The sequence below is a fragment of the Sneathiella marina genome, assembly GCF_023746535.1.
In the GTDB taxonomy this organism is placed as follows: Bacteria; Pseudomonadota; Alphaproteobacteria; order Sneathiellales; family Sneathiellaceae; genus Sneathiella; species Sneathiella marina.
This window is the reverse complement of the sequence record NZ_CP098747.1, coordinates 1,597,163-1,619,370: the sequence shown is the minus strand read 5'-3', so window position 1 is coordinate 1,619,370 and position 22,208 is coordinate 1,597,163. Positions and strand designations below refer to the sequence as shown.

22 protein-coding genes and 1 pseudogene are annotated in these 22,208 nt (G+C 51.6%); 6 read left to right on the top strand and 17 right to left on the bottom strand.

What is annotated here, in order from left to right; all coding sequences use genetic code 11:
* Window positions 1-60: 60 nt before the first annotated feature.
* The gene (locus NBZ79_RS07745) at window positions 61-246 is read right to left on the bottom strand and encodes a hypothetical protein (protein ID WP_251937104.1); all 186 of its coding nucleotides are present in this window, start codon (window positions 244-246) and stop codon (window positions 61-63) included.
* A 123-nt stretch (window positions 247-369) separates the two neighbouring features.
* On the opposite strand from NBZ79_RS07745, the gene NBZ79_RS07740 reads away from it, so the two are divergent.
* Window positions 370-954: a hypothetical protein gene (locus tag NBZ79_RS07740; protein WP_251937102.1), complete on the top strand. Its 585-nt coding sequence runs from the start codon at window positions 370-372 to the stop codon at window positions 952-954.
* 57 nt (window positions 955-1,011) lie between these two features.
* A complete protein-coding gene (locus tag NBZ79_RS07735; RefSeq protein ID WP_251937101.1) occupies window positions 1,012-2,775 on the top strand; it encodes a methyl-accepting chemotaxis protein in 1,764 nt (587 codons plus the stop codon).
* A 25-nt stretch (window positions 2,776-2,800) separates the two neighbouring features.
* Here the strand turns inward: NBZ79_RS07735 and NBZ79_RS07730 are convergent, their stop codons facing one another.
* From NBZ79_RS07730 to NBZ79_RS07690, 10 genes and pseudogenes are all read right to left on the bottom strand, one after another.
* The gene (locus tag NBZ79_RS07730; protein WP_251937099.1) at window positions 2,801-4,102 is read right to left on the bottom strand and encodes an HlyD family secretion protein; all 1,302 of its coding nucleotides are present in this window, start codon (window positions 4,100-4,102) and stop codon (window positions 2,801-2,803) included.
* A 4-nt stretch (window positions 4,103-4,106) separates the two neighbouring features.
* Window positions 4,107-4,445, bottom strand: a complete 339-nt coding sequence (locus NBZ79_RS07725) for a DUF3302 domain-containing protein (RefSeq protein ID WP_338056140.1) — start codon at window positions 4,443-4,445, stop codon at window positions 4,107-4,109.
* Between the two features lie 727 nt (window positions 4,446-5,172).
* On the bottom strand, window positions 5,173-6,561 hold the full coding sequence (locus NBZ79_RS07720; RefSeq protein WP_251937096.1) for an NAD(P)(+) transhydrogenase (Re/Si-specific) subunit beta: 1,389 nt from the start codon (window positions 6,559-6,561) through the stop codon (window positions 5,173-5,175).
* A 12-nt stretch (window positions 6,562-6,573) separates the two neighbouring features.
* Window positions 6,574-6,858, bottom strand: a pseudogene (locus tag NBZ79_RS07715) (NAD(P) transhydrogenase subunit alpha part 2); the annotation flags it as partial.
* 11 nt (window positions 6,859-6,869) lie between these two features.
* The gene (locus tag NBZ79_RS07710; RefSeq protein ID WP_251937091.1) at window positions 6,870-8,024 is read right to left on the bottom strand and encodes a Re/Si-specific NAD(P)(+) transhydrogenase subunit alpha; all 1,155 of its coding nucleotides are present in this window, start codon (window positions 8,022-8,024) and stop codon (window positions 6,870-6,872) included.
* 94 nt (window positions 8,025-8,118) lie between these two features.
* Window positions 8,119-8,229 (bottom strand): aa3-type cytochrome c oxidase subunit IV, encoded by a 111-nt coding sequence (locus NBZ79_RS19680; RefSeq protein ID WP_420854592.1) that lies wholly within the window; start codon window positions 8,227-8,229, stop codon window positions 8,119-8,121.
* A gap of 150 nt (window positions 8,230-8,379) precedes the next feature.
* Entirely contained in the window at window positions 8,380-10,152 is a 1,773-nt protein-coding gene (locus NBZ79_RS07705; protein ID WP_251937088.1) for a M3 family oligoendopeptidase, read from the bottom strand.
* A 54-nt stretch (window positions 10,153-10,206) separates the two neighbouring features.
* Entirely contained in the window at window positions 10,207-10,656 is a 450-nt protein-coding gene (locus tag NBZ79_RS07700; RefSeq protein ID WP_251937087.1) for a PaaI family thioesterase, read from the bottom strand.
* A 1-nt stretch (window position 10,657) separates the two neighbouring features.
* Window positions 10,658-11,128, bottom strand: a complete 471-nt coding sequence (locus tag NBZ79_RS07695; RefSeq protein ID WP_251937084.1) for a PaaI family thioesterase — start codon at window positions 11,126-11,128, stop codon at window positions 10,658-10,660.
* A gap of 6 nt (window positions 11,129-11,134) precedes the next feature.
* Complete coding sequence (locus NBZ79_RS07690; RefSeq protein WP_251937081.1) at window positions 11,135-12,115, bottom strand: NAD-dependent epimerase/dehydratase family protein; 981 nt, start codon at window positions 12,113-12,115, stop codon at window positions 11,135-11,137.
* Between the two features lie 191 nt (window positions 12,116-12,306).
* Here NBZ79_RS07690 and NBZ79_RS07685 point away from each other — a divergent pair, with 191 nt between their 5' ends.
* Window positions 12,307-15,777 (top strand): indolepyruvate ferredoxin oxidoreductase family protein, encoded by a 3,471-nt coding sequence (locus NBZ79_RS07685; RefSeq protein ID WP_251937078.1) that lies wholly within the window; start codon window positions 12,307-12,309, stop codon window positions 15,775-15,777.
* Between the two features lie 94 nt (window positions 15,778-15,871).
* On the top strand, window positions 15,872-16,099 hold the full coding sequence (locus tag NBZ79_RS19675; RefSeq protein WP_420854565.1) for a DUF1272 domain-containing protein: 228 nt from the start codon (window positions 15,872-15,874) through the stop codon (window positions 16,097-16,099).
* Window positions 16,100-16,106: 7 nt separating this feature from the next.
* Here NBZ79_RS19675 and NBZ79_RS07680 read toward each other — a convergent pair whose 3' ends face one another.
* The 5 genes from NBZ79_RS07680 to NBZ79_RS07660 form a co-directional block, all read right to left on the bottom strand.
* Entirely contained in the window at window positions 16,107-16,412 is a 306-nt protein-coding gene (locus NBZ79_RS07680; RefSeq protein WP_251937076.1) for a hypothetical protein, read from the bottom strand.
* Window positions 16,413-16,517: 105 nt separating this feature from the next.
* Window positions 16,518-16,826, bottom strand: coding sequence for a DUF2312 domain-containing protein (locus NBZ79_RS07675; protein WP_251937075.1), 309 nt, complete (start codon window positions 16,824-16,826; stop codon window positions 16,518-16,520).
* A 122-nt stretch (window positions 16,827-16,948) separates the two neighbouring features.
* Window positions 16,949-17,245: a DUF1244 domain-containing protein gene (locus NBZ79_RS07670; RefSeq protein WP_251937073.1), complete on the bottom strand. Its 297-nt coding sequence runs from the start codon at window positions 17,243-17,245 to the stop codon at window positions 16,949-16,951.
* A gap of 28 nt (window positions 17,246-17,273) precedes the next feature.
* Window positions 17,274-18,410: a carboxylate-amine ligase gene (locus NBZ79_RS07665; RefSeq protein ID WP_420854591.1), complete on the bottom strand. Its 1,137-nt coding sequence runs from the start codon at window positions 18,408-18,410 to the stop codon at window positions 17,274-17,276.
* Between the two features lie 48 nt (window positions 18,411-18,458).
* A complete protein-coding gene (locus NBZ79_RS07660) occupies window positions 18,459-19,217 on the bottom strand; it encodes an N-formylglutamate amidohydrolase (RefSeq protein ID WP_251937069.1) in 759 nt (252 codons plus the stop codon).
* A gap of 196 nt (window positions 19,218-19,413) precedes the next feature.
* Between NBZ79_RS07660 and NBZ79_RS07655 the strand changes: the two genes are divergently transcribed.
* A complete protein-coding gene (locus NBZ79_RS07655; protein ID WP_251937067.1) occupies window positions 19,414-20,286 on the top strand; it encodes an FkbM family methyltransferase in 873 nt (290 codons plus the stop codon).
* Between the two features lie 27 nt (window positions 20,287-20,313).
* Entirely contained in the window at window positions 20,314-21,471 is a 1,158-nt protein-coding gene (locus NBZ79_RS07650; RefSeq protein ID WP_251937065.1) for a glutathione S-transferase N-terminal domain-containing protein, read from the top strand.
* Window positions 21,472-21,501: 30 nt separating this feature from the next.
* Here the strand turns inward: NBZ79_RS07650 and NBZ79_RS07645 are convergent, their stop codons facing one another.
* Window positions 21,502-22,155 carry a histidine phosphatase family protein gene (locus tag NBZ79_RS07645; RefSeq protein ID WP_251937063.1) on the bottom strand — a complete coding sequence of 218 codons (654 nt, stop codon included), beginning with the start codon at window positions 22,153-22,155 and terminating at the stop codon, window positions 21,502-21,504.
* Window positions 22,156-22,208: the final 53 nt, after the last annotated feature.

Sequence of the window (22,208 nt, the reverse complement as noted above, 5' to 3'; positions counted from 1 at the left end):
GGGGCGGTGACCGCCGTGCCCTGAACAGAATGATGTCAATCACGCCAGGTCATTTTTGCACTATATAGTTATGCGGCGGTTTCCCACCGCCGCATTACAGGCCGGTTTATCATCTGCAAAACAACAAAGCCGTCCGGCACGGCCGGTACCTGTCCCGGCGATGCGCAAGGCCTGAAATTGGACGATTTGACCCGCGTCCTGCACACTCCCTTCACCCTCGGATAACCAAAAACGACCTGCTTTCATCGACCATTTTCGCAAAACCTGTCAGCAATTTACGAATTCTACACAAATTGACTCTAGTTATGGATGCCACAGAAAAAATCAAAATTTTCTGAACCGTAGAATAATAAGTACCGGAGAGTATCGATGAACCGCAATTTTCTAATTTCCCTGACAACTGCCGCCGCTGTTGGTTTTTTCTCAAGCACCGTTGCCGCCAACGAATATGAAGCCGCCCTGAAGGGACTGGCGGATGAGCAAATCCGCGTCTGGGCCCAGGACCCAGCCGTTGTTGCCGCAATCAAGGACCAGAACAAGACATCTGAAAATCTCAGCCAGAGCGACATTGACAGCATGGACAAGAAATGGCGGGCCGAAACCAAAGGCGGCGCCAGCCCGATGATCGACAAGGTTCTGGCCAATGACACGTCAACATTTCTGAAAGGCGTGAAAGAAGAGTCGCAAGGCACCATTACCGAGATTTTCGTCATGGACAAAAAGGGCCTGAATGTCGGGCAGAGTGATGTGACCTCGGATTTCTGGCAAGGCGATGAAGGCAAATGGAAAAAAACCTATGCTGCCGGTCCTGACGGTCTTTTGATTGATGACGTGGAATTTGACGATTCATCACAAACCTACCAATCACAGGTCAGTGTCACCATTGTTGACCCGGAAACCAATGTCGCCATTGGCGCAGTCACCGTTGGCATCAATGTTGAAATGCTTGAATAAGCATCCAACCTCCCTGCTCACATGTAATACCAGTAACAACTGTCAATGGATTTAAAAATGAAGAAGACCGATAGTCTCGAAACATCCGGTGTTAAAACCGGGTCCAAATTTACCGTGAGCCGGAAAATACTTCTGGTGGTGCTTGTAACAATGACCGCAAGCATCACCCTCCTCTCCTATTTCGGACTGCAAAGCCAGCGCCAGAATATCGAGAGCCTTGCAACCAGCAATAACCTGACAATTACCGAACTGATGGCCGAGCAGCTCGCCGGAGCATTGAAATGGAAAAAAACCGACAAGATTGCGGAAGTTTATGCGGATATGACAACCGCGGAAAACAGCAGCCTTGCAGAATTCCTGACCTTTGACAACAGCGGGGAACCTGTCACAGATTACCAGTCTGAAACATTGTCAGCGGCCGGTGCGACTGCTTTTTTTACGGATAATAAATCAAATATCACCGACAACGCCCCTTATTCGGAAACAACCGCGGAGCACCAGCTTATTGTCGCCCCTGTTCTGTCGAAGAAGGGGGCACTTGTGGGCTATGTCGCCGTTGCCTGGAGCCTGGATGTCCTGAACGCCCAGCTGGCCGGTAATCTGCGTCAGCAACTGATGCTCGGCGCCGGTGTTCTGCTGATGGTATTGCTCGTCACCGGGTTTCTGCTGAACCGTTTTATCGGGCGTCCGCTCAATAGCCTGACATCCGCCATGAGCCAGCTTGCCGCCGGTCGGCATGATGTGGAAATCGAGGGTACCGATCGCGGCGATGACGTCGGTGACATGTCCCGCGCCGTTCAGGTGTTCAAGGAAAACGCCCTCAAGGTCAAGGCCCTTGAAGAAGAGCATTTGCGCGAAGAGCAGGAAAAACAGGTCCGTTCGGAAGAGCGCCGCCGCGAAGAGGCAAACCGGCTGGAAGAAGAGCAGCAACGACAGGCGGCCGACGCCAAAGCTGCTGCGGAAGATCGCCGCAACCTGCTGACCAATGTGGCCCAGAAACTGGAATCCACTGTCAATACCGTGGCCCTGCAAATCTCTGAATCAGCCGAGCATATGAAAGACAAGGCCTCCTCCATGGTGGACAGTGCCGCCGATACGGACCGCCATTCAACATCCATTGCCGATGCTGCGGAAAATGCCGCCGGAAATGTCAGCGGCGTGGCCTCTGCCACGGAAGAACTGTCTGTATCGCAGCTTGAGATCGGCCGCCAGGTCACCGTCTCCACCGACCTGTTTGAAGAAACCATGAAAGTCGCCAGTAACACCGACAAGGTTGTCGGCAAGCTTGCGGCTACGGCCACGGAAATCAGTCAGGTTATTCACCTGATCAATGACATTGCCAACCAGACCAATCTTCTTGCCCTGAATGCGACCATCGAAGCCGCCCGCGCCGGGGATGCCGGCAAGGGCTTTGCGGTTGTCGCCTCTGAAGTCAAGGGTTTGGCGACCCAGACCACCCGCGCCACGGAAGATATCACCCGTCAGATCGATGAAATGCAAACCGCCACCGGCGACGCCGTTGACGCGGTCAACAGCATCGAGACCATGATCAACCGGATTTACGAGACCATCCAGACCATATCCAATACGGTCAGCGATCAGGGCAAGGCAACCCAGGAAATCACGGAGAATGTGCAGAAAGCCTCGTCGCGGACCATCGAGGTGTCGCAAAGCGTCACCGATGTCTCGACCATGGCCTCCGCCTCCGGCGCCTCGGCGACCGAGTTGCTCACCGCCGTCAACGAACTCTCGGAATTTTCCGGCATGCTGCAGGACGAGGTTAAAACCGTCCTCGAAGATATCCGCACAATGGCCGGGTAAGGGCGATATGCCTTTGAAGGCCGACTTAATGTCCTTCCGAGAAGATATAGTTCTGCCAGCTTTTCATCCGCAGCAATATTTGCCGGATAATGGCAACATGGTGAAAATGCTCGGTGATAATGGCAACCTCCGCGACAGAGCCTGCCGGTAGATTGATATCGGGCATATCCGTATCCAGTTCAATGATCACCGGCGCCCGATCCGGCGGACCACTTGCCACGCTTATCAATTTTCCACCGGTCTGCAGGGCACCAGAGGCGAGCACGGGTAAAACGTCAACGATCCTGCCCTCGAAAATTTCTCCCGGTAGCGCCGGAAATATGACTTCGGCCTTGTTCCCTATTTCCAGCCGCTGCAAATAATTTTGCTGGAACATAGCCACCAGTCTCGGTTTTTCCGCATGGATAAACAGCATGCTTGGTGCCAAAGGCAACGGTACGGCCATCATGCCCGGCCTGAGAAGCAGCTGCGTAACCAGGCCATCCGTCGGCGCCCGGACGACAGTTCTGGACAATTCCCACCGTTTTTCCTCTAGTTCCGCCTGCCGCTGGCGCACCACCGGGTTCAACCCGCCGCTCTCTGAGTCAAATGCCAGCTGTACGGCCCGCTCCTGTGCTTCCGCCCGGCGGTATTTTTCCTGCACCGATAGCAAAAGATCGCCACTGGATCCGAGTTTCTCGGTAGCTTGTCGTTCCTGTGCTTCGGCCTGCCTGAGTTCGGCCTCCAGCCCGGCGACCCGTTGTTTTGTATCATCAAGACGCTTGCGCGGAATGACACCGCGCGCCAGCAATTCCGTATCCCGCTCAAGGTCAATCTGTGCCAGGGCCAGTTCTGAGGCCACTCTTTCAACCACGGCATTGGCCTGATCCACGGTTTCGCGAACCTGTTGCCCAAGCTCGGATTTTGCGGCTTCAAGTTCTGCCGCAGCTTGCGCTGTTGCAGCTTTTGCTTCCACCAGCTCCGCGTCCAGCTGCTCATCCTGGGTCAGGGCACTGCTGACCAATGCTTCCAGACGCTGGACCTCCAGTTCAAACGGGATCGGGTCAATGCGAAAGAGAACATCGCCTTTCTTAAGGAATTTGTTGGGAACAACCGGCACATCCACAACATGTCCGCGCACATCGGGTATAATCGGTGTGGTCGCAACAGCTGTCTGCGCAACTTTTGTATAAGGATGGTTGTAGTTCATCACCAGCATCAGCAGGCCCAGCATGGCAACCCCGCCGAGCAAGGCCGTCCCGACCGTGTAGCCTGTCAGCTTGATTTTGAACAGTTTGAAGACACCATAACACAACGCCGTATAAGTGAGGACCAACAAGGTTTCCATATGCCTATCCTTCCGCGTCTTCGGGAGCGGCAGACTGTTCCAGCCTGTCCATCCGTGTTTCCAGCGCCTCCAGTTTTCCGGTCATGGCGGCCGCAGCCGCGCCGCCATCGGAGAAGCCATAGCCACGGTACGCATGATACAGCGTCGCCCAGATCCACAGAAACGGCCAAATGGCGTGCAAGGTGAACATGCTCACCCATCCGCCGTAATGAATGGCCTCCGCATGGGGGTGATTGCGCTTTTTCGCAATGTTGTAGGGAATGTCATGAATGGCGATGATCGCGTAAAACAAAATAATCGCCACAATAATCATGATGATGAGTGCAAGTGTCTCTAACGTCATTCCAGGCCCTATCTTCGTCAGTAAAACTTAGAGGGATAGAATGACTCGGCAATCAAGCACAGACAACAAAAATATATGATCCCGATAAAACGCGGGTTTGCATCTACTCAAAATCGCTGCAGGGCTGACCAAATGTTACCGGGACTGATGGTTACCCCATTGGCAGCACATCCGATCCGGGTCATTCTGCCAGTCATCTGTCTGGCAGGCTGACAGGGTCATGATTATTCCGATTAGTAATATAAGCCGCAATGTCTCTTCTTTCTGTCATTCTTCAGCGAAAAACGCTGCCTCTCAGCCGAGCAGCCCGGCATCAGGGATGTTGGTCATTTCCCCAGGTGCAGCAGTTGGGATCCTGTGCCCGCGGTTTGCCATCCGTCGTCTGACAGGCGGCTGCCCCCAGGAGAACCAACAGTAAAACCATCATTTTCATTTGAGCATCCCTTTAGCTGATGTTGCAAGAGTTAGGGGCGCCGACCATCTGACTTGCCGGTATTATAGCTTTTCGACAGCGTCCCGCCGACGGTCATTTGACATCCGGAGGCGACGACCGCCATGACAGTTAAAATTATAATCAGCCGCATGCGGATCTCCAGATTATCTTCTCAATATATACGATATAATACAACAACCGGATCACATCTAGTTGAATTGGCTCAATGCCTGACAACCCGATAAAAAAGCCGCGACAGAAATCGCGGCTTTTTTTTGGGTTATCTGGTAAGCGCTAGAGCGACCGGCTGATTTCCTCGACCATCTTCTTGGCATCGGCCAGGAGCATCATGGTGTTGTCCTTGTAGAACAGATCATTGTCGATACCGGCATAACCTGCGGACATGGAGCGTTTGACGAACAATACCGTCTGCGCCTTGTCCACATCAAGGATCGGCATGCCGTAAATCGGGCTCTGCGGATCATCGCGGGCGGCGGGATTGGTCACGTCATTGGCCCCAACCACAAAAGCGACATCGGCGGTTGAGAAATCGGAATTGATTTCTTCTAGCTCGAACACCTCGTCATAGGGCACGTTGGCTTCCGCCAGCAGCACGTTCATATGACCGGGCATCCGACCGGCGACCGGATGAATGGCATAGACCACGTCAACACCGGCTTCTTTCAGCAAATCGACCATTTCGCGCAAGGCATGCTGGGCCTGCGCAACGGCAAGTCCGTAGCCCGGCACGATGATCACCTTGCCGGCATTCTTCATGATAAAGGCCGCGTCATCCGCAGACCCTGCCTTATGCGGCCGGTCGCCCTTGTCCGGGCCGGCAACGGCAGCATCGCCGCCAAAGCCACCGAGAATAACACTGAAGAAGGACCGGTTCATGGCCTTGCACATGATGTAGGACAGGATGGCACCGGAGGAACCGACCAGTGCACCAACGATAATCAGCGCCGTGTTTTCCAGGGTGAAACCAATGCCTGCGGCAGCCCAACCGGAATAGGAGTTGAGCATGGACACCACCACCGGCATATCCGCGCCGCCGATGGGAATGATGATCATAAAGCCGATGATGAAGGCCAAAGCCGTCATGGCCCAGAAGATACGCGGATCCAGATCCACGCAGAACCAGATAACCAGTGCGACAATCACAAGCCCGATTGCCAGATTGACCATATGCTGCCCGGGGAATGTCACCGGATTACCGGAGACCAGACCTTGCAGCTTGGTAAAGGCGATCACGGAACCGGAGAAGGTAATGGCACCGATAACAATACCCACCGACATTTCAATACGGCTGAGCACGGTCAGGGTACCTGAGGCATCGAGAATACCATAGGCCTCGGGGTTGTAAAAAGCGGCCGCGGCCACCAGGACGGCGGCCAGACCAACAAGGCTATGGAACGCAGCAACCAGCTGCGGCATAGCCGTCATGGCGATACGCTGGGCAATCACGGCGCCAATGGCACCGCCCAGAACGATCCCGCCGATCACCCAGTCATAGGAGACCACATCGGGGTTGAGGATAGTGACGATCATGGCAATGGCCATTCCGACCATCCCCATGATATTCCCGCGGCGTGAGGTTGCCGGGGACGACAGGCCCCTGAGCGCGAGGATGAAAAGAATTGACGAGACCAAATAGGCGAGCGCCGTAATGTTAGCTGACACGGATCTGTTCCCCTATTTCTGTTTTTTCTTGTACATGGACAGCATCCGCTGGGTCACCAGGAATCCTCCGAAAATATTCACCGACGCGAGGACAATGGCAATAAAGCCGAATATCTTGGCGAGAGAGAAATCATCCGGGCCCGTCGCGATCAGCGCGCCAACAATAATAACGGAGGAAATGGCATTGGTGACAGCCATGAGCGGTGTATGCAATGCCGGTGTCACACTCCAGACCACATAGTAGCCAACAAAAATGGCGAGCACGAATACGGCCAGCCTAAAGACGGTCGGATCAACAATATCCATAATCAGTTCCCTCCTTCAGTCAAAAGCGGGTGGATGATCTTGCCATCCCGGGTGAGCGCACTGCCCTGAATAATCTCGTCGTCCCAATCCATGTTGAGAGCGCCGGTTTCCTTGTCCATCATCGGGGTCAGGAAGTTGAGGAGGTTCTTGGCATAAAGGGCCGAGGCGTCTCCTGCAAGGCGGCCCGGCACGTTGCGATGGCCGACAATCTTGACCCCGTTTGCTGTCGTCACAACTTCACCCGGTTTGGATTGAGTGACATTGCCGCCCATCTCCACAGCAAGATCGACGATCACGGATCCGGCTTTCATCACCGCCAGCATCTCATCGGTAATAAGAATAGGTGCTTCGCGGCCCGGAATAAGCGCTGTGGTGATGACGATGTCCTGCTTCTTCACATGCTCGAACACCAGCTCGGCCTGACGTTTTTTATAATCGTCACTCATTTCCTTGGCATAACCCCCGGCATCTTCACCGGTTTCGTCGGTTTCCACCATGATGAACTTGGCGCCCAGGCTTTCCACCTGTTCCTTGGTCGCCGCCCGAACGTCCGTCGCGGTCACGACAGCACCAAGACGGCGGGCGGTGGCAATGGCCTGCAATCCGGCAACACCAACCCCCATGATAAAGGCCTTCGCCGGTGCAATGGTACCGGCAGCGGTCATCATCATCGGCATGGCATTGCCATATTCCGATGTTGCGTCCAGCACGGATTTGTATCCGGCCAGATTGGACTGGGAAGACAAGACATCCATGGACTGGGCCCGGCTGATACGCGGCACCAGTTCCATGGCGATGGCATCGACACCGGCCGCAGCATAAGCCGCCACCTGTTCTTTGTTCTGTAAGGGCGCCAATTGTGAAATCAGCATGGCGCCTTTCTTCATCTGGGACAGTTCGTCCGGCCCGCCTTCTGCGTCCGTAAGCGGTCGTTGTACTTTCAGGACAACATCGGCATCATTAACGGCCGCCGCCGCATCAGATGTAATTTTTGCTCCGGCAGCTTCATAATCTGCGTCCTGGAAAGAACTGGCTGTACCGGCCCCTGCCTCGACAAGGACTTCCGCGCCCAGGCCCACAAATTTCTTGACTGTGTCCGGAGACGCGGCAACACGGGTTTCGTGGTCCCGACGCTCTCTGGGGATAGCGATTTTCATAATCGATCCTCTTGGTTTTGTTATTAACGTGGGTTTGAACAATGCCCCGCAACATCGCTCAACATAGAATGGCCCTTTGGACCTTTCAGGCGTTCTAGAGTAAGAAAATCGCCATCAAAATAAGCAGAATGACAACACCTATTGTGCCAAATGTGAACAGTTTCACAAAGGCATTAAAGGACTCTTTCTGCGCATCAATGTTCATTTGTCCGGGCTCGGTCATCATTTAGGCCTTTCGCTTCTCACTCGTCAGTTCGTATTAGTTTGCACTGCAATATACCGAAATCTATTGCCGGAGCAATAGATTGTCGCGGTAGAACCTGCAAAAAATGAGAATTTACGGCTTAAACCGACCTTAAAGAGCTTCAATCTCATCGATAAAGCCTTCGATAACACTGAGGCCTTTTGACCAAAAAGCCGGATCGGAGGCGTCAAGGTTGAACGGCGCCAGAAGTTCTTTATGCCGCAGGGTGCCGCCTGCTTTCAGCATTTCAAAGTATTTCTCCTGAAATCCTTCCTCCGCGTCCTGATAAACCGCATAAAGCGCATTAACCAGGCAATCTCCAAAGGCATAGGCGTAAACATAGAACGGAGAATGGATAAAATGCGGAATATAACACCAGAAATACTGATATTCATCATGCAGCCGGATAGCCGGCCCCAAACTTTCCTTTTGCACATCCATCCAGATCTTGCCGATCTGATCCGGAGAGAGTTCCTCTTTCTTGCGGGCGTCGTGAACCCTCTTCTCGAACTCGTAAAAGGCAATCTGCCGGACAACGGTATTGAGCATATCCTCGACCTTGCCTGCCAGCATCACCCGGCGTTTCACCGGATCGGTTTCTTTTTCAAGCAACGACCTGAAGGTAAGTTGCTCTCCAAAAACGCTGGCTGTTTCCGCCAAGGTCAGGGGTGTATCCGCCAGCAGCCCGCCTTGCGGACCTGCGAGAACCTGATGCACCCCATGCCCAAGCTCATGCGCCAAGGTCATGACATCCCGAGTGTTTCCCTGATAATTCAACAGCAAATATGGATGCGCACTTGGCACGGTTGGATGCGCGAAAGCACCCGGCGACTTACCCGGACGAACAGCCGCATCAATCCAGGGATTCTCGAAAAATTTCCGTCCCAGTTCAGAAAGCTCGGGAGAGAACCGACCATAGGCATCCAGGACCGTATCCCGTGCTTCATTCCACGAGATGATCCGGTCGTCTTCTTCGGGGAGCGGTGCGTTTCGATCCCAGTAATCGAGCTTTTCAACGCCCATCCATTTCGCCTTGAGCGTATAATAGCGATGGGACAAGGAGGGATAGGAAGCCTGGACCGCGGCAGATAAGGCGTCCACGACTTCAGGCTCCACCTGATTTGACAGATGCCGCATATCCGCGGGATTTCCAACATTGCGCCAGTCATCTTCAATGGCCTTATCCTTAGCAAGCGTATTGGTTACCAGGGAAAAAAGCCGGACATTCTCACCGAACACCTTCCCCAGGCTTTTCGCCGCTTTTTTACGAACGTCGCTTTCCTTGCTCGACAAAAGATGCAGGACTTGCTGTGACGCCATTTCCTCTCCATCCACCTCGAACTTCAAGCCGGCGATGGTCTCGTCGAACAATCGAACCCAGGCACTGCGGCCCGCGATATCTTTTTCGTGCAGCAATTTCTCCAGTTCATCGGAGAGCTGATAGGGTTGCAAGGCGCGTACGTTCCTGATCCAGGGCTCGTATTTCTTCAGGCTGCTGCCCTCATACATTTCAGCCAGTTTGGTCTCGTCAATCTTGTTCAGTTCCAGCGTCAGGAACAACAGATCCGTCGAAATCTCGTTGACCTTCTCCTGCATGGTTTGAAAAAATTTGCCGATTTCCGGATCCGACATATTTCCCGCATACACCAGATAGGCGTAGGACATGATCCGGCCCTGCAATTCGCCGATTTCCTCGAAGGTGCTAATGGCCAGATACAGCTCCTGCCCCGCCAGATCGCTGAGTTTTCCTTTGTAATGCTCTGCGAAATGCCGCGCATCTTCAGCCGCTGTTTCCAAGTCTTCCTTGAGCTCGGCCGATGTTCGCGAGGGGTAGAGGTCCGTCAGGTCCCATTCGGGCAGGTTGGACAGGGCTGTATTATTCATGTGCTGGGAACTCCGAAACTTATGATATCTTTAACCTTACATAGGCAGGAAACATCAACTAACAAGAAAATTAGCATGGGCTGCCGCGACCGGTTTATTGCGATCCCCCTGCCAGGCTTCAACCCGCAGATTCGCCACACGTCGCCCCGGCTTTGTTATGATGGCTTCGGCATAGGTTTCAATGGGCTTGGCAGAGCGTAAATATTCCACGGTAATATTTATAATTTTCGGCACCCGTGTCACATCCTGAGTTGCAAATAAATGGACCATCGCCGCACTTTCCAAAAACGCACCGATGACACCGCCATGAAGCGCCGGCAATACCGGATTGCCAATAAATTTATTATCCCCGGGCAGGATACTGACAAATCGGTCATTTTCCGTATCCAGACGCATGCCCAGGAAGCTGAAATAGGGAATCATCTCGAAAGTACTGGTCCAATCCTTAGCCTCCCTTGCCTCTTTAAGTATGGCAACGAACTGCTCTGTTGAAATGTTGTCCATACTAGCGCCCTCCCTTGCCGGAAACCCGATCCAAAGGCTTCGTCTCGCTTGATTTCAGCATAAATGTACCGACGCTGTTGGCAATGGGATCTTCCGGGTCCGTGTGATAGGCAATTGCCCGCGTGAAGGCGATTTGCTTGGTAATTTTGTAACAGCTGGCATGGGCGAAAACTTCTTCGCCCGGCGTCGCCGGCTTGAGGTAATCGATCCGCAAATCGAGGGTGGCTATCGGAAGATATTTCTGCAAGCGTGTGTAGATACACATCCCCGCCGCCGTATCGATCAATGTCGTTATGATACCCCCATGTAAAATTCCGTTCATGGGATTGCCGGCAAACCGGGCGTCATAGGGCAGACTGAAGATTACGCCACCCGCATCCATATCATGGACCTTGATGCCTATTTCCGAACAATGCGGGATACCCGTATCAATAATATTTTGAATCTGATTTATATCGAATGCATTCGACATACTAAATTAGCCTTTTTTATAGGATTTGTACCATTCCACAAATTTTGGGATACCCTCTTGCAAGGATGTTGCCGGTTCATATCCCACATCACGGCGTATGGGGTCAATATCTGCGAAGGTTTCTTTTACATCACCCGATTGCATGGGCATCATTTTCAGGTTGGCCTTAACCTTCAGGGATGCCTCCAGTGTGCTAACCAGATTAAGCAAGGGTTCGGACCGGTGATTGCCAATATTATAGATGCGGTAAGGAGCTGCCTCACTGTTATTCACTGGTGGCGCGGCAAGAACAGCAAGTACGCCATTGGCAATATCGTCAATATAGGTGAAATCCCGTTTCATTTCGCCCCTGTTAAATATCGGTAGCGGCTCACCTTGCAACATTTTCTCCGTAAAGGTCCAATAGGCCATATCCGGCCTTCCCCAGGGGCCATAGACGGTAAAAAACCTCAATCCGGTAAGCGGGATACCGTAAAGATGCGCATAGGAATGGGCCATCAGCTCATTGGCTTTTTTCGTTGCAGCATAAAGGGACACCGGCTTATCAACCGACTGGTCTACTGAATATGGAAGTTCTGTATTGCCACCATAGACAGAGCTGGAACTGGCAAAAACCAGATGTTCCAATTTATCCAATTGCCGGCAATATTCCAGTATTGCAAGAAAGCCCGTAACATTTGTTTGCGTATAGTCAAAGGGATGTTCAAGGCTGTATCGGACACCGGCCTGTGCGGCCAAATGGACAACCTTCGTAATATTCGGGATTTCAGCCAGCGCGGGCACAATGCTTTCCCCCTCCGAAAGATCGAGCTTGAGGAATGAAAATGCCTCATACTTACGTAATTCATCCAGCCGCGCCTGTTTCAATTGGACGTCATAATAGGCGCTGAGATTATCTATTCCAACGACATGCTCGCCCGCATCAAGCAGCGCCATGGAAACATGCATGCCAATAAATCCTGCAGCGCCCGTTACTAATACCGTCATTTCCTATCCCTAATCCTTCACGCAATGGTAACTTAGCTTCGGTTTTTAAAACACGCCAACGAAACTCTCAAATTATGTGGCAAAAATCACTTTAATTTATTTATGTCAGCAATATTGACCTTTATTGCAATAAATGATAGTGCTATTATATATACAGATAGTAAACCAGACGTTATCGGGAGTTTCCTCGCATGCAATTGGCCAACGTTTCCCTCAATGATAAATATGAACTGGAAGACGGGCGCGTCTTTCTCACCGGTATTCAAGCCCTGGTGAGACTCCCTCTCATGCAGAAGGCTCGCGATCAGGCAGCCGGCCTGAATACAGCTGGATTTATCTCAGGATACCGGGGGTCTCCGCTAGGGGGATATGACCAGTCCCTGTGGAAGATCAAACCGTTGCTCAAGCAAAATGATATTCATTTTGAACCGGGCATAAATGAGGATCTGGCGGCAACAGCTGTCTGGGGCAGCCAGCAACTCAACCTGTTTAAAGGCGCCAATTATGACGGCGTTTTTGGAATCTGGTATGGCAAGGGACCGGGCGTTGACCGGACCGGCGATGTTTTCCGTCATGCCAATAGCGCTGGCACGTCGAAATATGGCGGTGTTCTTGCCCTTGCCGGAGATGATCATGGCATTGTCTCCTCCTCCATCGCCCATCAAAGCGAGCATGGTTTCGCCGGATGGATGATGCCTGTCCTGCATCCTGCCAGTGTGCAGGAAATTCTCGATTATGGCCTTCTTGGCATAGAGATGTCTCGCTTTTCCGGTCTCTGGGTCGGATTTAAATGTATTTCAGAAACCGTTGAAGGCGGCGCATCTGTCTATGTCTCGCCAACACGCGGACAGTTTGTTTTACCGGAAATCGACATGCCGGAAGGCGGATTGAATATTCGACCCAATGATAACCGGTTTGATCAGGAAACCCTCCTCAACGAACATAAGATTTATGCCGCCCGGAAATTTGCCCGCGCCAATAACATTGACAGGGTCGTCATGGATAGCCCGAAGCGGCGCCTTGGGATCGTGACAACGGGCAAGTCCTATCTGGATGTCCGCCAAGCCTTGCGCGATCTTGGAATTACCGATGAACTCGCTGCTGATATCGGCCTAAGTGTGTATAAAGTCGGTATGCCCTGGCCGCTGGACCCGGAAGGGGTTCGCACTTTCGCGGAAGGTCTGGAAGAAGTCGTCGTGATCGAAGAAAAACGGGCGATGATCGAAAACCAGATGAAAGAACAGCTTTATAATTGGCAGACAGCAGTCCGTCCTCGGATCATCGGCAAATTCGATGATGAGAAGAATGCGATCATGCCCTCTACCGGGGAATTGACACCAGCGCTGGTTGCCCGGGTCATTGCAGCGCGTATCCGCCGTTTCTACACCTCTGAGTCCATCGAAAACCGCCTCGCTTTTCTCGACAGGAAAGAACGGCAACTCAATGCGGAGCCGGCCAAACTCATCAGGACGCCTTTCTATTGCTCCGGCTGTCCGCATAATACCTCAACGGTTGTCCCCGAAGGCAGTCGTGCTGTCGCCGGTATCGGTTGCCATTTCATGGTGACCTGGATGGATCGAAACACGGACACTTTCACGCAAATGGGCGGCGAAGGTGTTCCCTGGGTCGGTCAGCAGCATTTTACGGATGAAAAGCATATTTTTGCCAATCTGGGAGACGGCACCTATCATCATTCCGGGCTTCTCGCCATCCGCCAGGCAATCGCCGCCAAGGCCACGATGACATATAAAATCCTGTATAATGATGCCGTGGCAATGACCGGCGGCCAGCCGCTGGATGACCAGCTTACTCCCTGGCAGATCGCGCAACAACTGGCCGGCGAAGGCATCACAACGATGCGGATCGTATCCGACGAGCCGGATAAATATCCTGCCGGCACCCCCTGGCCGAAGGGAACGACAATTCACCATCGCGATGACCTGGACAAAATCCAGAAAGAGCTTCGGGAAATCTCCGGTGTGTCCATTCTATTATATGATCAGACATGTGCTGCTGAAAAACGGCGGCGACGCAAACGCGGGACCTTCCCGGACCCCGCAAAAAGAGTTGTCATCAATGACCTGGTTTGTGAAGGGTGCGGTGATTGTTCGGTGAAATCCAACTGCCTTTCCGTTGAACCCGTTGAAACCGAGTTTGGTCGCAAGCGGACCATCAACCAGTCCAGTTGCAACAAGGATTTCTCCTGCGTAAAAGGGTTTTGCCCGAGCTTCGTTACCATTGAGGGCGGGGAGCTAAGAAAAGCCAAGCCAAGTGCGGCTGAAAACCCTGCGGAAAATCTGCCGCAACCGGCCACGGTCATCCTCGAGCATCCGTACCGTATCCTGATCACCGGTATCGGCGGGACAGGTGTTGTAACCATCGGAGCCTTGCTCGGTATGGCCGCCCATCTGGAGAACAAGGGCATTTCGGTCCTTGATCAGGCGGGCCTCGCCCAAAAAGGCGGCGCCGTGACAAGCCATATCCATATTGCCCCGACGCCGGAGCATATCAATGCCGTGCGTATCCCCGCCGGACGGGCCGATTTGCTGATCGGCTGTGATATGGTTGTCTCCGGGTCATATGATTCTCTCGCCAAGCTGGATGTCGGTGTCGCCAATGCGGTTATCAATGCACATCCGGCGCCAACAATGGATTTCACCCTTGATCCTGACGCCCCCTTCCCTGTCCAGGATACTTTGGATCATATTCGCCACGCCGTCGGCGATGATGCCTGCTTCATCGTCAACGCCAGTGATATTGCAACGACATTGATGGGCGATTCTATTGCGACCAATCTTTTCATGTTGGGATACGCCTTCCAGCAGGGTTTCATTCCTCTCAGCGAAGAAGCTCTTTTGCGGGCCATTGAGTTAAATGGTGTTGCGGTTGAAGCCAACAAGAAAGCCTTCGCCTGGGGGCGTGTCATGTCCCATGACCCGGATCGGGTTCTGGCAGAGGTAGAGGAATTGAAAGGCCCGGTTACCCTTGAAGCACCTGCCGAGGATATAGACGAAATAATCGCTCGCCGTGAGCAGTTCCTGAGCGGTTATCAGAACAAGCGCTATGCCGCAAAATACAAAAAGCTGGCAGACGCCATGCGAACTAAAGAAGCTGAGCTGGAGCCGGGTAAATCCGAACTGACGGAAGCCGTCGCCCGATCATATTTCAAGCTATTGGCCTATAAGGATGAATATGAAGTCGCCCGCCTCTATACGGATCCGCAATTTATGCAAAAAGTAGAGACCATGATGGACGGCGACTATAAGTTGAAATTCCATCTCGCACCGCCCATGTTCTCAAAACGTGACCCTGAAACCGGTCATTTAAAGAAAAAGGAATTTGGCCCCTATATGATGAAGGCGTTTGGTATCTTGTCGAAATTCAAAGGGTTACGGGGCACTCCCCTGGATCCCTTCGGCTATCTCGCGGACCGCAGGCATGAAAGAAAACTGATTGTCGACTATGAAAAAACAACCGCAGATCTGATGACCGGACTTACCAAAGACAACTATGTCATTGCGCTTGAAATTGCCGGTTTACCTCTGCATGTCCGCGGATATGGCCATGTGAAGGATGCCGCCATCAAAACCTATGAGGGCGATCTCGCACATTTAATGTCCTTGTTCCTGGAACCTGAAGTCGAGAGGCAAGCTGCCGAATAATCGCTCAGCCAACGAATGGCTCCCCTAACGGATATGAATTGGCTCTATCGCATCGTTTGTGCCGCGCCTATCATACACCGGAGGAGAGTAAATAATGCTGGAACTAAGACCGAACTGCGAGACCTGTGATAAAGATTTGCCAAATGGCGGATCTGAGGCCTACATCTGCACGTTTGAATGTACCTTTTGTGAAGCTTGTGCTTCAGAAACTCATAAGGATGTCTGCCCCAATTGCGGTGGTAATTTCAGTCTACGTCCGACGCGTCCGGCAGCCCTTATGGATAAATTTCCTCAAAGCTCCAAACGTGTATTGAAATCTTGAGAACAGCCTAATCGGGAAATTTCACCCAGGTTTCCTGCAAGGGTCTTTTGGCTTTCGTCGCCGGCCGACCTTCGGGATCAAACAACGGTCCCAGGCCCGATGAAAGACGCCGCAATAGATGCGCCGTTTCCATATTCAATGCAATTTTTTCGTCTTCCCCTTCAGCACAGGATTCATGACGTTCCGCCGCGGCTTTAAGAATCTGCTTCCCTTCAGTTGGTGTGAAGAGGTTGTTCTTCACACATTGCTGCAAGATAAGCTCACACAGGGTCAGCGCCGCAAACCCGGCAGCATCTGTTGAAAATTTTGTCATGACTTCACAGCCCGGAATATACCATTATAAAGATTATAATGGCATTTATATTCACTTAATCATTGCAGGCCTGAATACAAGGGGTCGAATATCTGCTGGTGAAAATCAAAAAGCAGCGGCTTCCTTTTCCGTAGCTTCTTCTTCTCCTTCACCGGCGGGTGCCATCTCATCAATCATACCGAGCGCATGTTTGTATAAATCAATCATATACTCCTGCTCTTGATAATCTGCTTTGTCCATTTTGCGCAAACGCATGACCGCCCGCATGGCTTTTACGTCGAAGCCCGTGCCTTTGGCTTCTGCAAATATTTCCTTGATATCATCAGCAAGGCCTTTCTTTTCTTCTTCGAGACGCTCTATTCTCTCAATATAGGACCGCAAATGATCTGCTGCGACACCACCAACGTCAGCCATACCTTAACCTCATCGTAAAAAATATTTTGAAACTTATTGTCCGAAAAACCGGACCCGACATGTAGCATCAAATGACCAGCAGCGTACATCCCGCAATTCAGATTATTCGGAAAAAACTCACCTCAGTGATTAGGATGGCTTTTCGCAAATGCCGCTTTCTGCTCGTCAGTCGCTTCCGTTTGATACTTGCTTTTCCAGTCACTGAACGGCATGCCATAGACAATTTCACGTGCCGCAGCCTTGTCGATTTCCTTACCCTTCTCCGCAGCCGCTTCCATATACCAGTTGGACAGGCAATTACGGCAAAACCCGGAAAGATTCATCAAATCGATATTCTGTACATCTGTCCGATTGCGCAAATGATCGCGTAAGCGTCGATAGGTCGCTGCTTCGAGCTCCAATGTTTCTTGATCAGTCATCTTGTTCTCTTTCTTCAGATTGTTTCTTTTACTGTATGCCAGAAATAGTTTCTTTCAAGACCTGATCCACGACTTTTATCAATGCCGCGCGGTTATCATCACCGCCTGCGGTGCTCTCGCGGTACAAGGCGAGCTGGCGATCCGCAGAGGTTCCCCGCCTTACGATTTCCAACGCATGCTGCACTTCAGCCTCACAGCCGAGATAAGCCGCGTCTTCAGCCGTCAAACCTATAATCTCTTCTATTAACTCTGCCGCAGGAACGGGGCCTGGTATGCCAAAATCTATCAAATCACCCTCAACACCGAAGCGTTGCGCAATCCATCTATTTTCAGCAACCAATGTCTGCGGATAGACGCGCCAGCGCTGATTATTACGGCGCAACCGGTAGAGCATACGCAGAACGCAGGAATATAAGGCGGCAATGGTCAGACTATCCTCTACCAACGGACAGACATCGGTGAGCCTCATTTCAAGGGTTGGGAATTTCGACGACGGGCGTAAATCCCACCACAATTTGGATCCGTCCTCTATGGCCCCTGACTGTACCATGGTCTGGACCAGCCTTTCGAACTCGCCATAGCTTTCAAACCGGTCGGGAATACCCGTGCGCGGCAACGCGTCAAAAACACTCACCCGATAGGATTTGAGGCCGCTATTCTCCCCCCTCCAAAAGGGTGAAGAGGTACTGAGCGCCAGCAAATGCGGTAAGAAATAGGAGGCCTGGTTCATCAGGTCGATGCGCAATTCCGGATTTTCTATACCGCAATGCACATGCATGCCGCAAATCATCATCCGGCGCACTGTTGCCTGCATATCGCGGGCAATGATATCGTAACGCTCTTTCGGGGTATGCTTGAGGCCCTGCCAGTCCGCAAAGGGGTGGACCGAGGACGCCATCAACCCCAAACCATGGCGATTTGCGACTTCCGATACAGTACCGCGTAATTCGTGCAGGGCATTTCGTGCGTCCGAAATATTGGCACAAATTCGCGTGCCTATTTCAAGCTGAGAGCGCAGAAATTCAGGCGTAACGATATGCCCGGGCAATCTTTTTTGGCATTCACTCAGGATGGCGTCCGAGGGTTCCTGCGCCAACTGTCTTGTTTCCAGATCGACGAGAAGATATTCCTCTTCAATCCCAATGGTAAATGTCGGCTCCTGCAAACTCATCCCGGCTCCCCCTGCCTTATATCCTACATTATATTTTGGTGCCTACACTGCAATTGGATCCACCGGCACCAATTCCAGGAGCTGTGACACTGTGTCCGCCATGATACAGGCCCATTTTTCCGCGCCCTGATGGGTATCAATCAAATCCTGCCTGATTTCAATGGCGACATTGGGAACACCACGGTCTATCCCGTGGGCAGACATAGTGTAGCCCAAAGGATCCCTTGCCGAATAGGGTTCATTATTGCCAACGACCAGGGAGCTGTTTTTCCGTAAAATTTCCAACATCGGGCCGGCAATTCGCTCATCCCGGTCCCACAGAACACCGATATGCCACGGCCGCTCAAAATCATTCATAATTGGTGTAAAGCTGTGCATGGAGATTAACAGAGGCAAGCCATGGGCCGCGATTTTTGTATCTAACTGCTCTTCGATTGAATGATGGTAAGGCTTGAAGTAGGTATCGATCCGGTGTTCTTTTTCCTGTGCCGAAATATTCTTGTTGTCTGGTATCAGGACACCGTCACTGACGACCGGTGTCAAGGCCATATCTTCGGGATACCGGTTCGCATCCAGCAACAATCGCGAAAATCGCGCGTATATTGCCGTCGCCGACAATTTGTCCGCGAGCCGCCGTGTTACATCCTCAATGCCGATATCCCAGGCGATATGCCGATGCAGTACGGACGGATCATTAAGGCCTAAGCTGTTATAAGCTGGCGGAATATGCTGGCTGGCATGATCAACCGTGAATAATAGCCGGTTCGGGCTGCTGGGATTTTGAATATCAAATACGGGCATAATTTATAGAGAAACCATTCTTCACATAATTAATTTTCGACCGCGACAATATCGAATTCCGACACCGCTTACAATGGCACAGGCTGGAATACTAAGCCGAAACGCTATTTTACTGGCCAGTATCCTGTTTGTCATATTACACTCTGCCGTGCGGATTTATTTCGTTTCAATACCATCAAGAAATTTAGCGGAATCCATGGCCAATAAACTTGAAAAATTCTTTGTAAGGGAATTCCGGGACAAGCCGTTAAAAAAATTCTTCAGCAGTGTTAAAGGTCTGAAAGTAATTTGTAAATCCTTACCGGAACGCCTTTCCGCGGTGACCATCCGTGAAGAGGATCATCTTATCATCTGTGATCCAAGAGATCTTGTTGGCAGATCTGTCGTCCTGCATGGAAACTGGGGCCGTACGGAAACAGAAAAGGTTGTCGCATTTCTGGAAGATAAGGAAATGTTGAGCGGGAACGGCGTGGCGATGGACCTTGGTGCCAATATAGGCACCCAAACCTTGTATCTGTATCTAACGGGTAAATTTAAAAAGGTCATTGCGGTTGAGGCCGCGCCAAAGAACTTTGATTTTTTGCATGCGAATGTCCGGGTAAATGGCTGGACAGAGTCCATTGAACCCCATCATGCCGCGATTTACACAGAAGATGGTGTCATCAATCTGAATCTTAAGGAAGAAGATGTCAGCGGCGGCCATTCCTTGCTTGAATTACCCGGAAATTCGAACTCCGTGGAAGTCCCTGCAATTACCATAAAAAGCCTGATAAACACCTATTCCATAGAACCTGAGCAAGTCGAATTTGTCTGGATGGATATAGAAGGCTTTGATTTCGAAATCCTCCAGGAAATCCAGAAAACCATTGGCAGCAAACTGCCAGTCTTCTTTGAGTTTTCGCCCCATTTCATGGGTGAACAGAAGACGCGGGAATTTGTTGAGTTCGTTCAATCCCACTATACCCATATATATGAATTTCAAAACCTTGCCGAGGATCCGGTGCGGCTGAACGAGATAGACGCCTTTGCAAATACGGATCAAAAAGACTTACTTGTTTATAGCCGCTAAAATCTCCACCTTCGATGAAAGCCTCCCATGCCTCCCTTTATTCTCTACGGAATGCCCCATTCCCTTTATAGCGGCAAAGCACGCGCCTACCTGATCAAGCAAAACATCAATTTCAAGGAGGTCACTGCCGGACATCCCGATTACATGAACAATGTTATGCCAAAAATCGGTCGCTGGATTATTCCGGTTTTGCAAACCCCGGACGGGGAATTGGTTCAAGACGGCTCCGATATCATCAACTGGTTTGAAGGTCGAAAACTCGCCCGATTGCCAGCTTATCCAGCAACAGCCCGCCAGCTTTTGGTTGCGTTGATTTTCGAGCTTTTTGGCGGCGAAGGGTTGCTGAGACCCGCCATGCATTATCGCTGGAATTTTGATCCCGAAAACAAAGACTTTATTGAAGATCAGTTCGGACTGTTCCGAATGCCGACCATGACGAAACCGGAACGCGCTGAAATTGTTGAAAAATCAACGAGCCGTATGCGGGCAGCGGGTGTGATGTTTGGGGTGACAGAGGAAACAATTCCGGCAATCGAAGCGGCGTATGAGGAATTTCTGCGACTTCTTGATGCTCATTTTTCTGTATATCCCTATTTACTCGGCGGTGTGCCAACCATTGGGGATTATGGTCTGATCGCATCCCTATACGCCCATTTGGGCCGGGACCCTCACCCTGCCAGTTTAATGAAGCGGATCGCTCCGGCTGTCTTTCGCTGGACGGAGCGCATGAACGCCGCAAATGCTGACATTCCGGAATTTATCGATACGGCCGAAGAAATACTGACTGATGATTTTATTCCCGACTCATTGAAACCGATCCTCTCTCTTATCGCCAGAGATTACTTACCGGAAATAGAAGCTTTCGTTGGCTTCACAAACAACTGGCTAACCGGGCAACCGGATTTGGGGTCTGGCGATACCGTCGGTGGGGACGCTAAAGCGAGAGCCATCGGCAGCTGCACATTCACCTGGTCGGGCCATGAATTAACGGTCGGCGTCCTGCCTTATCGTATTTATCTTTTGCAAAAAATACAGGATGCATTCGATCGCTGCGAAACACAGGAAAAAGACAAGATAGAAATCCTGTTGGCGGAAACAGGGTTGGAACCCCTGCTAACGATCCGTTGTACCCGGCGCGTTGAACGCAGAGACAACCGGGAGATATGGGGAGAGGAAAATCGCTGATCAGCTATCACCAACTGGCGCCTGATCAGCTTACGCAAGCGTCCTTGCATATATCCGGTCCGGCCGATCCAAATGCGGTGTCGCGCCGAATTGGGTCAGATGCAGTTCATCCCCTTGAAGTTCAAATTTATGGGTAGAGGTATGCCCGACCATCAGAAACATCTTGCTTTTCATGTCGATGTCCAGGCCAAGCGACAACGCCACGAGTGTTGCAATAACACCGGTGGATGTCACAAGTAACACACGCCCGTCAAGGGTTGCCGCGTCCTTCAAGGCACTCAATATCCGTGACCGAAAATTGTCAAAGCTTTCCAAGCCATCCTGGACATCTCCCGTTCGCCAAATTTCAAGGACTTGCGGAATATGGCTGGCGAAATCCTCTGCTGTTTCGGGAAAAGCAACGCCATGCGTCGCTTTGATACTATGGGCCAGGCCAAAATAATCCAGCTCGTTCAGACGCTTATCCTGACGAAAGGGCACATGGGACAGGCCCAGGGATTGCGCTGTCTCGATTTGCCGCATTAATGTGCCCGACAATATATGATCGAAATCCAGGGAACGTCGAAAATAGTCGCCCAGCCAGCGCGCCTGTTCATGCCCCAGATCACTTAACCGATCGTAGCTGGCTTCATCTGTCGCGCCTGTTTGCGCCTGACCATGGCGGATCAGCGTAAGTTCAGTCATCAATGTCTCTCTAAAAGTCAGTTAAGCGACGCTTCACATCGCTGTTTATTATA